Here is a 9,419-nt window from a genome sequence, read left to right as displayed (position 1 = left end):
CACGTCTCGATGCCGCTGCGAAGTTGACTGCACAACGCACGTTGAAGCTGAAGTCTGGATGCTTCAGTACCGCCGCAACCACCCAGCCACGAAAGACCACCGCCATGCCAATTCGATCACGAACCAACACCAAGCCGAGCCTCCGGTCCGCCTGTAATGAACGCCAAAATTCAGCCAAAACCTCAGTCAGCAGTCGCTTGATTGAGGCCTAGGTGACGGCGTCCGACAATTGACATTGACTCATCCATCGCTTGCCGGTCTGTTGATTTAATCGTTTAACGGCAAGCCGCAGGCGACAGAGTTTGAAAACGCAGGCGCCTGCGGCTTGCCGTTAAACGAAAACGCCCAAACGTGCACTAAACGCGGGTCGGGATTGCGTCCCTAAAACACCAAACACGACGACAACTGATTGACCGCATTTTATCCCTACGGCAGTGGAATTCCGTTGAGGATAAAGGGTACGACATTCTTGATCACCGAGGTGGGCGACTCGTAGATCAGTTTCGTTCCCGGCGGAGGTGTGTCCGAACCACCGAAGTCAAACAGGTAACCGATCCCGACGCCGGATGCGGTTTGACGGAAAACCTCGTATCCCAGGTGATCGACGCGGGTGCCGTCGGGCATTTCTAAGTAGGCTTCGTTCTCGTAGATCCATTGCCGATGACTTTCGAGCGAACGGTCGGCGTTATCCAGTTCCACTCCGACGCGGACTTCGTGCAGTGGTTCGTTTTGCCGGATCGACTCGATGGCGACCGTCATTGCGTCGTATTGTTTTGAAGGAGCAACTTCGTCGAGTCGTAATTCAAACTTGCGTCGCTCGCCCGGTAACAACGCGGAGATCTCACCCGTCAAACGCACGATTTCGCTCGCGTCCGGCTTGGCGTCGCCACCCCGGGCGTCGCGTTCAAGTCGTCGCGGTGGAAGTTGCAACGGCAAATAGAACTGGCTTTGCGCGATCTCCGTGGTGGTGGCTACATCGATCGATTCGCCGGATGCTTGGGGCAATAACTTCGTGCCCGTATCGAGTTGTCCCTGCAAGGGTGCGATCGGAATCGTCAGTCCGATGGGTGTTCGATTGGGTTGCCATGAAATGGTCATGGTAATGTTCAATCCGCTCTGCAAGGGCGACCCGAGTACGCGTCGTGCCGTCACAATGGTGGGTTCCAATCGATAGATACCCGCGTAGGCGGCCGAGTCCGATCGTGACAATCGGTCTTCCGATCGCGGTACCAATGCCAACGTCGTCCGATCACCACCATAAAAATTGATGTCCAAATCCGTTTGATCGAGCACGTTATCGATCGCCGGCCAAAACCCCAGCGGCAAGGCGGGCGGTCGAATCTTCCGCGTCAGGTCCACCGTCGGACCGGCGGCATTGGTATCGAACTCGATCCCGCTCGCGGTGCTGATCGCTTCCAACGCTTCGCCGAGTGTTTCCGCTTTTTGTAGGTTCACGACGGTCGTTTCCAACTCGTCGAGTGTTTTTGATGATCGCCATCGAGTTTGAATTCTTTCCAAACGTTGTCTGGCATCGATCGACAAGTGATCCAGCACGACGGGAACAAACGAGGCTGCCTTCGGACCGGCCTGGATCAGTCGTTGTTCGGCCGATCGTCGCGCCTGGGCCGTCGGCGCATCCAACTCGGCGACCCATACCGGCACGTTCGTCGCCAAGTCCTCTTCAACGGATTCCGCTTCGATATCCCCCGCGTCTTGAGCCATTCCTGGTCGCGGTCTTGGTCCTCCCACAAAGACGAAAACCAAAAGCAATCCGATTGCGAGCCAACCGCATCGCGGTCGACCCGTTGGATTGATCGATACGACCGATACAGTCGTTTCCGGTTTGGGCGGCAACTTCATGGCACATCAGGGGTGAAAAGGGAGATGGTCGGCCTCGGTCCACATTCTAACCTAACCTTCCATAGACCGCCTTCGGTGTCGGGGGGCATAAACGCGGTCGCACTCTTCTCTGCTGCCCATCTTTTCTCCGACACCGCCGATCCTGACCATGCTCTCGACAAGCCTCCGAGTCTTGCCCGACGCGTTTGGCGCGCTGGCAATCGCAGCCGCTTTTGCGTTTTTGTTAACCGCACCGGATTCAGCCATCGCCAACGGGTATCAGTCACCCACCGGACCACGGCCGGTCGAGTTTCTTATTAACTCTCAATGGCAGACCGGATTGCACTTGGTCGATTCGTCAACCGAATCGTTGATCATGGCAAAGGACGGATGGTTGCACACCGTCGACGCCAACAAACGCACCGAGAACATGCGTCCAACAAGCGAAAGGTATCAACCCGCATCGGCGATGCAGATGCGAAACCAATTGCGCGCCGAATTCGGTCGCGATTTCGACGTCGTCGCGACTCAGAATTTCCTCGTCGTCCAACCTCGAGGACGCGGGAACCGTTGGCCGGATATGTTCGAAAATTCGCATCGAGCTTTCGTTGAATTCATGACCAAACGAGGTGTCCGGGTCCGCAAGGGCCGGTTCCCAATGGTCGCCGTGGTCTTACCAGACGCTCGCGCGATGTATGCTGAACTGGATCGCCTGAAGATCGACGTGTCGCGGGTAGCCGGAATTTATGCCAACCGATGCAACCGGGTTTTGACGCACGATGGTGGACGTCTATCCGACATCGCCGCAACCGTCCGACACGAAGCGGCTCATCAGTCAGCCTTCAACTCAGGCGTCCACAGTCGCGTCAACGACACACCAAGCTGGATCACCGAGGGGATCGGACAGATGTTCGAACCCGAATCGCTTGCCGGCGGGATCGTGGGCTCGACGCATCGGATCGCGGACCGGATGAATCAAGAATCGATCCGACACTTGCGAAATACTTTGTCGCTCAATCGTTCCGATGACATGGTGCGATGGGTCGAACGACTAGTCGATGGTGACGATGCCTTCCGCGATCAATCCTCCGTCCATACCGCTTATGCGGTTTCATGGGCGATGATGTTTTATCTCGCCGAACGCGATCATACCGCGTTCGCCGATGTCTTGCATTTCACCGCCACGCGGCCGCCGTTCGAAAACTATCGTCGCGGTCAGCGACGGATCGATTTTGAACGCATCATGGGCATTGATACGGTCACCTTCGCCAACCGCCTAACCCGATATCTCAACGAACTTCCCTAAGCTGAATGTCGCGATCATCGTAGGCTGGGTCGCAGCCGCTTCGGCGGAGACCCGGCGATGGGCATGAAAATTTCGCCAATCGCAGCGGTTCAAACGCAGCGAGGCAAACGCCGGGTGTTCGTCGCAAAGCCTCCTCCACCCAGCCTACGTTCTCAACGAACTTCCCTAAACTGAATGCGGCGATCATAGTAGGCTGGGTCGCAGCCGCTTCGGCGGAGACCCGGCGATGGGCATGAAAATTTCGCCAATCGCAGCGGTTCAAACGCAGCGAGGCAAACGCCGGGTGTTCGTCGCAAAGCCTCCTCCACCCAGCCTACGTTCTCAACGAACTTCCCTAAACTGAATGCGGCGATCATAGTAGGCTGGGTCGCAGCCGCTTCGGCGGAGACCCGGCAATGGGCATGAAGATTTCGCCAATCGCAACGAGCCAAATGCAGCGAGGCAAACGCCGGGTGTTCGTCGCAAAGCCTCCTCCACCCAGCCTACGTTCTCAACGAACTTCCCTAAACTGAATGCCGCGATCATAGTAGGCTGGGTCGCAGCCGCTTCGGCGGAGACCCGGCAATGGGCATGAAAATTTCGCCGTACGCAGCGGGTCAAACGCAACGAGGCAAACGCCGGGTGTTCGTCGCAAAGCCTCCTCCACCCAGCCTACGTTCTCAACGAACTTCCCTAAACTGAATGCCGCGATCATAGTAGGCTGGGTCGCAGCCGCTTCGGCGGAGACCCGGCAATGGGCATGAAAATTTCGCCGTACGCAGCGGGTCAAACGCAACGAGGCAAACGCCGGGTGTTCGTCGCAAAGCCTCCTCCACCCAGCCTACGTTCTCAACGAACTTCCCTAAACTGAATGCCGCGATCATAGTAGGCTGGGTCGCAGCCGCTTCGGCGGAGACCCGGCAATGGGCATGAAAATTTCGCCGTACGCAGCGGGTCAAACGCAACGAGGCAAACGCCGGGTGTTCGTCGCAAAGCCTCCTCCACCCAGCCTACGTTCTCAACGAACTTCCCTAAACTGAATGCGGCGATCATAGTAGGCTGGGTCGCAGCCGCTTCGGCGGAGACCCGGCAATGGGCATGAAAATTTCGCCGTACGCAGCGGGTCAAACGCAACGAGGCAAACGCCGGGTGTTCGTCGCAAAGCCTCCTCCACCCAGCCTACGTTCTCAACGAACTTCCCTAAACTGAATGCCGCGATCATAGTAGGCTGGGTCGCAGCCGCTTCGGCGGAGACCCGGCAATGGGCATCAAGATTTCGTCGTACGCAGCGGGTCAAACGCAGCGAGGCAAACGCCGGGTGTTCGTCGCAAAGCCTCCTCCACCCAGCCTACTTTCGGGCTCTTCGTGGCCGGGTCTTTCGGCGATTGACGGGCGAAAGCGTCATTGTCCGCTATGGGTGGAACTGGCAGACGACCCGTTCGCGGACCAGGCGATAGTTTGATGTGGTGCCCTGGGGAGCCATCGGACAACGTGGCAAGATGGTTCCGGTGTAGTCACTCGTTGCCAACTCGGCCAACGTTCCGCCGGGCCAACGCCCCGTTTCTCGTTGATATAGTTCCGCATCGGACTGCAATGCCGTGCGATGGCCCTCGCAAATTCGCTCGTGAGCGACTTCGCTTTGATCTCGCATCAGCGAGAAACCGGCGACCGCCAACATGGACGCGATGACCACGGCGGCGACGACCTCGAGCAAGCTCATGCCGCTTGGGCGATGGATCGAGCGCATCATTCAAGTACCTCAAACATGTGAAACATGGGCGTATAAATCGACAAAACCATACCGCCAATCATGGCGGCCAACCCGATCGTGAGAATCGGTTCGAGCATTCCGACGGTCGCGTCGATGCGATACTCCAGCCGTTCTCGCAGGTGATCGCACGTGCCGTTGAGCGAACGGGAAAACTCACCCGATTGTTCTCCGACCCCGATCAACTGGCACAGCGTTGCGGGGAAGAAATCTTCGTAGCGCGCGAGCTCCACACTAAGTTTTTCTCCCCGGCGAACACCTTGGTTAATCTCATTGATCGCTTGACGAACGCACCGATTGCGAACGCAAGCCGCAGAAACTTCAATCGCGTCGACGGGTTTGTAACCGCACTGCACCATCGAGGCGGTCGCTTCGACGAATTGCAACACCGCCGCATCCCGCAACCACGGTCCGATTATCGGAATCCGCAGCATCGCAGCGTCCATCTTGGTCGCGATCTTGGGCTTACGTCGGCAGGCCACCCATAAGGTCGCCAATCCGGCGAAGATTGGCACGGCCATCCAACCGTACCGCAACATCGAACGGCTCAATCCGGTCACGAACCGAGTCACCGGCGGCAGGTCCACGCCGCTACTGCTGTAGACGGTCTCGAACTCCGGGACGACGACCACACACATGAAGATCATCAACCCAAATCCTGCGCAAGTGATCAAGATCGGATAGCTGATTTTCTTGATGATCCGTTTGCGAAGGGCCACCTTACGTTCCATCTGCTCACAGACACGCGACATCGCCGTTTCCAAGGATCCGCTGCGTTCCCCGAGCCGGATTTGTTGGATCTGCATTGACGAGAATGTTCGCGGGAACTTGGACATGGCGTCACTGATCGTGCCGCCGGCGACGATCGTCGCTCTCATTTTCAGAAGCACGTGCTGATAGCGGCGGTTGGATCGATCCATCGCGAGCGATCCGAGCGCTTTGGGGAGACTCAAACCGTTCTGCAACAACATCAGCATCATCCGCAGAAGCTGAGAGAGCGGCAATGCAGGAATCTTGGTCGAATCGAAACCTTTGGGAAGCTTACGCGAAGGACCACCGACTTCGATCGAGTTGAGTTTCTGCAAGAACGCACCAAAACCACCTGACGATTTCTGGCCCGCTTGTGCCTTGGATGGATTTTGTGCCTTGGATGGATTGCGTTGCACTTGGGGATAGGTGTTCATCAAGGGTTATCCTGCTGCCGAAGTGACCGTGACTCGGGGATCGGACTCTCGGCGACCTCCCAACTTGCTTGCCGCTGAGGGGCTTCGGCGATCACCACTGGTCTTGAAGTAAACTTCCTCGAGGGAAGTGCGACCGTTAATCGCCGCCTCAAGGCCGGCCCGTTGCAACGGAATCATCCCGGCCTCGAGCGCCATCTCTTCCAATTTTGAATGGGGCACACCGGCTTCGATGGCGGCGGTGATCTCCGAATTAATCGGCATGATTTCGAAAATCGGCATCCGTCCGGAATAGCCACTCCCCAAACATCGCTTGCAGCCTTCACCGCGATAAAAGGTTATGTTTCGATCGACCGTTTCATCTGGGTCGAGTGCGTCGAGTAGATTCAAGTTTGGTGCTGCGGCGACTTTGCAATTCTCGCATACGCAACGTAGCAATCGCTGGGCAACACTGCCAAGTAGCGAACCGGCGATCTTGAAATGGTCGACGCCGAGATCGGCGAGTCGCTGAACGGCACCGACGGCGTCGTTGGTGTGCAACGTGCTAATGACCATGTGCCCGGTGAGCGCTGCTTGAACCGCAGTGCTCGCCGTTTCGCAATCGCGGATTTCGCCCAACATGATCACGTCGGGGTCTTGACGCATGATGTACTTTAACGCGTTGGCGAAACCCATCCCGAATTCGTTGTCGCTTTGGACTTGGTTGATACCCGCGAGTCGGTATTCGACGGGGTCTTCCACCGTCACGATGTTGCGATCTTCCTTGTTGAGATGTTCTAAGGCGGCGTACAAGGTCGTGCTCTTGCCGCTGCCCGTCGGCCCGGTGACGACGAACATGCCGTGCGGTTTGTCGAGAACGCGGCGGATCGTTTCATAGTCACGCTGAGGCATCCCGATTTTCGCCAAATCAAAAGTTTGGCCGCCTTCATCTAGTAATCGCAATACCAACTTTTGACCATCGACGGTTGGAATTCCGCTAACGCGAAATCCGACTCGCTTGCCATTTTCATAGACCGTCAAATGTCCGTCTTGCGGACGGCGACTCTCCGTCGTATCCATGTCACCCATGACCTTGATGCGGCTGATCACTGGGTCTTCGATATGGTTGGGAATGGTCATCGCGACCTGCAATTCACCGTCGACTCGGTAGCGAACTCGCATTTCGGGTTTATGCGGTTCCAAGTGAATGTCACTCGCACCTGCCGTGACGGCACCGGACAAAATGGCTTGGACCAATTTGACAACCGGCGCATCTTCTTGGCTGGCGTTGGATGCGGCGAACTCGTCTTCTTCGGTTACCTCACCGACCGAAGCCATTTCGGCGATCTTCATGTCCACGATCGTTTGGCGTGCAAAGGCTCGGTCGTCGTAAACACGGTTGAGCAGCGCCGCGATGTCCTCCGCCAAGGCCACGACCGGTTTGATCTGGTAACCAGTCATCAGTTCGACTTCGGCAATGGTTTCAATGTCGTCGGGGGCGACCATCGCGAGCGTCAAGACACGCTGATTGATCTCGATCGCGGCCGCTTCATTGGAACGTGCGAAATGCTCCGGCATTAAACGCGCAACTTGCGGATTGACACTGGAAAAATCAATGTCCACGAAAGGCACGTCAAACTGCTCGGCGAGGGCCAGACCTAACTGTGAGTTGCTGATCAACGACTGACAGACGAGCCAATCACCCAGCATCACACCTCGAGGTTTGGATTGGAATGCGGCATCGATCTGCTCGGGTGTGAGCAATTTGAGATCGATCAGGATGTCGCCGAGTCGTCGCATGTTAGGAGATCTGAAATCTAAAGGGTTGGGTGGAGGAACAAGGCCGTCTCGGTCGTTTACGCGGTGACACCAAGCATGAGTAGGTTTTGCACCTTCTCTTCGAGGACGGTCGGGTCAAAAGGCGTGATGAGATAATCCTGCGCCCCCGCGAGAATGGCGCGACGGACGGACTCCAAACTTGGGTCGAGCGAGAACATCATGACCGGAAAATCATCGGCCTTGAACTCGAGTCGCAATTCCGTCAACCATTCGATCCCGTCTCCTTCGGGTAACTTCGTGTCGACGATCATCAAATCAATCGGGCTACGACGCAGGTAATCCCTCGCTTGGGCACCTTCACTGACGACGGTGAGATCATAACCGAGCAATTCCAGGCGAAACGCGGTCAGATCCGCGAGGACTCGCTCCGCTTCGACGAGCAGTATTTTGGCATTGGTTGATCGCGACATAGGAAGTCACATGGTGTGGTGTAGAAGAACAGCAGGACAGTCCAGCTAGCCAGATTGCGAGCGATTGAAATCTAGGTTGCCCAACGGTGATCGGTGGTGACATTTCGCAACACTCGTACTCCTTTGGCAACCTATTTGCCATCGCGCCGCAGCAATCGGAACGATCGTCATAATCGGAACATTTTCATGCCGATCGATCGTAAACGCCCGCCGTAAAAACGGGTGAGCAATTCACGCGGTAAGATCTTCCCGCATGTTTAGAAGGGGCTCCGATATCATTGCGGTTACAGCCGTTCTCGTTTCTCGTCAATCTCCCTGGTACCACATGTCTGTTCTTGCCTTGGCAAGTGACACTTCCTCTTTCGGTTGGACGATGCTATTGATTGCCACCGTGACCGGTTGGGTCGTCAATGCGGTGTTGATCTGTCGATTGACCCGTCATGGGAATACCACGCTGTCCGCCCCGATCCGATCGACCTCCGATCGGTTCGATGACGGCTTTCTCATCATGGATTTGAAGGAGATGGAACACTTACTCGCCAAAGCCAAAGAGAGCCGCGAAGCGATGCGGGCGAGTCACGAGGAGCTTCAACAATTGATCGTCGAAGACGCATTGACCGGTTGTCGTAATCGGCGAGCGTTGGAGCAACAAGTTCCGAACCTTTGGCAACAGCACCTCGACCGGGACGACAATTTAGCATGCTTGATGTTTGACATCGATCATTTCAAGCGGGTTAACGACGACCACGGACACGCCAGCGGCGACGAGGTGCTGCGGCGCGTCGGTCAAACGCTGCGTTCGACGTTCGCCGGTGTCGGCCAGGTGTATCGCTACGGTGGTGAAGAGTTCTGTGTCATGTTACCCGGACATGATCTGGCCGAAGCCCGCTGGATCGCCGAGCGGGTTCGACTAAGAGTCGCCGATATTGAGGTTCGATCGGAATCGTCGGATTGCCTAATTCCGGTTTCCGTCAGCATCGGCGCTTCCGATCGACGCCAAGGTGCCCTGACATTCGGCGAAATGATCGGTCAAGCGGACGATTGCTTGTACCTTGCCAAACGCCACGGACGCAACCGAGTGGTTGCCTATGGAGCATAAACGCGGGCGGTACCTGGCC

General features: G+C 56.6%; 7 protein-coding genes. 2 read left to right on the top strand and 5 right to left on the bottom strand.

The window, feature by feature from the left end; all coding sequences use genetic code 11:
• Positions 1-426 precede the first annotated feature (426 nt).
• Complete coding sequence (locus Pla100_RS28720) at positions 427-1,860, bottom strand: hypothetical protein (RefSeq protein WP_231603750.1); 1,434 nt, start codon at positions 1,858-1,860, stop codon at positions 427-429.
• A gap of 148 nt (positions 1,861-2,008) precedes the next feature.
• On the opposite strand from Pla100_RS28720, the gene Pla100_RS28715 reads away from it, so the two are divergent.
• On the top strand, positions 2,009-3,145 hold the full coding sequence (locus tag Pla100_RS28715; RefSeq protein ID WP_146582557.1) for a DUF1570 domain-containing protein: 1,137 nt from the start codon (positions 2,009-2,011) through the stop codon (positions 3,143-3,145).
• 1,390 nt (positions 3,146-4,535) lie between these two features.
• Here the strand turns inward: Pla100_RS28715 and Pla100_RS28710 are convergent.
• From Pla100_RS28710 to Pla100_RS28695, 4 genes are read right to left on the bottom strand one after another with little or no spacing between them, the layout of a single operon-like run.
• On the bottom strand, positions 4,536-4,874 hold the full coding sequence (locus Pla100_RS28710) for a PulJ/GspJ family protein (RefSeq protein WP_146582555.1): 339 nt from the start codon (positions 4,872-4,874) through the stop codon (positions 4,536-4,538).
• Positions 4,871-6,076 (bottom strand): type II secretion system F family protein, encoded by a 1,206-nt coding sequence (locus Pla100_RS28705; protein WP_146582554.1) that lies wholly within the window; start codon positions 6,074-6,076, stop codon positions 4,871-4,873. Before Pla100_RS28705 ends, Pla100_RS28710 begins: the two co-directional genes overlap by 4 nt.
• A 6-nt stretch (positions 6,077-6,082) precedes the next feature.
• Positions 6,083-7,852, bottom strand: coding sequence for a GspE/PulE family protein (locus Pla100_RS28700; RefSeq protein ID WP_146582553.1), 1,770 nt, complete (start codon positions 7,850-7,852; stop codon positions 6,083-6,085).
• Between the two features lie 56 nt (positions 7,853-7,908).
• Complete coding sequence (locus Pla100_RS28695; RefSeq protein ID WP_146582552.1) at positions 7,909-8,301, bottom strand: response regulator; 393 nt, start codon at positions 8,299-8,301, stop codon at positions 7,909-7,911.
• A 325-nt stretch (positions 8,302-8,626) separates the two neighbouring features.
• On the opposite strand from Pla100_RS28695, the gene Pla100_RS28690 reads away from it, so the two are divergent.
• Positions 8,627-9,400, top strand: coding sequence for a GGDEF domain-containing protein (locus Pla100_RS28690; RefSeq protein ID WP_197168314.1), 774 nt, complete (start codon positions 8,627-8,629; stop codon positions 9,398-9,400).
• Positions 9,401-9,419: the final 19 nt, after the last annotated feature.

The sequence above is a fragment of the Neorhodopirellula pilleata genome, from assembly GCF_007859915.1.
GTDB lineage: Bacteria > Planctomycetota > Planctomycetia > Pirellulales > Pirellulaceae > Rhodopirellula > Rhodopirellula pilleata.
Note: the sequence above shows the minus strand (reverse complement) of the source record. Positions and strands in the feature narration are given on the sequence as shown.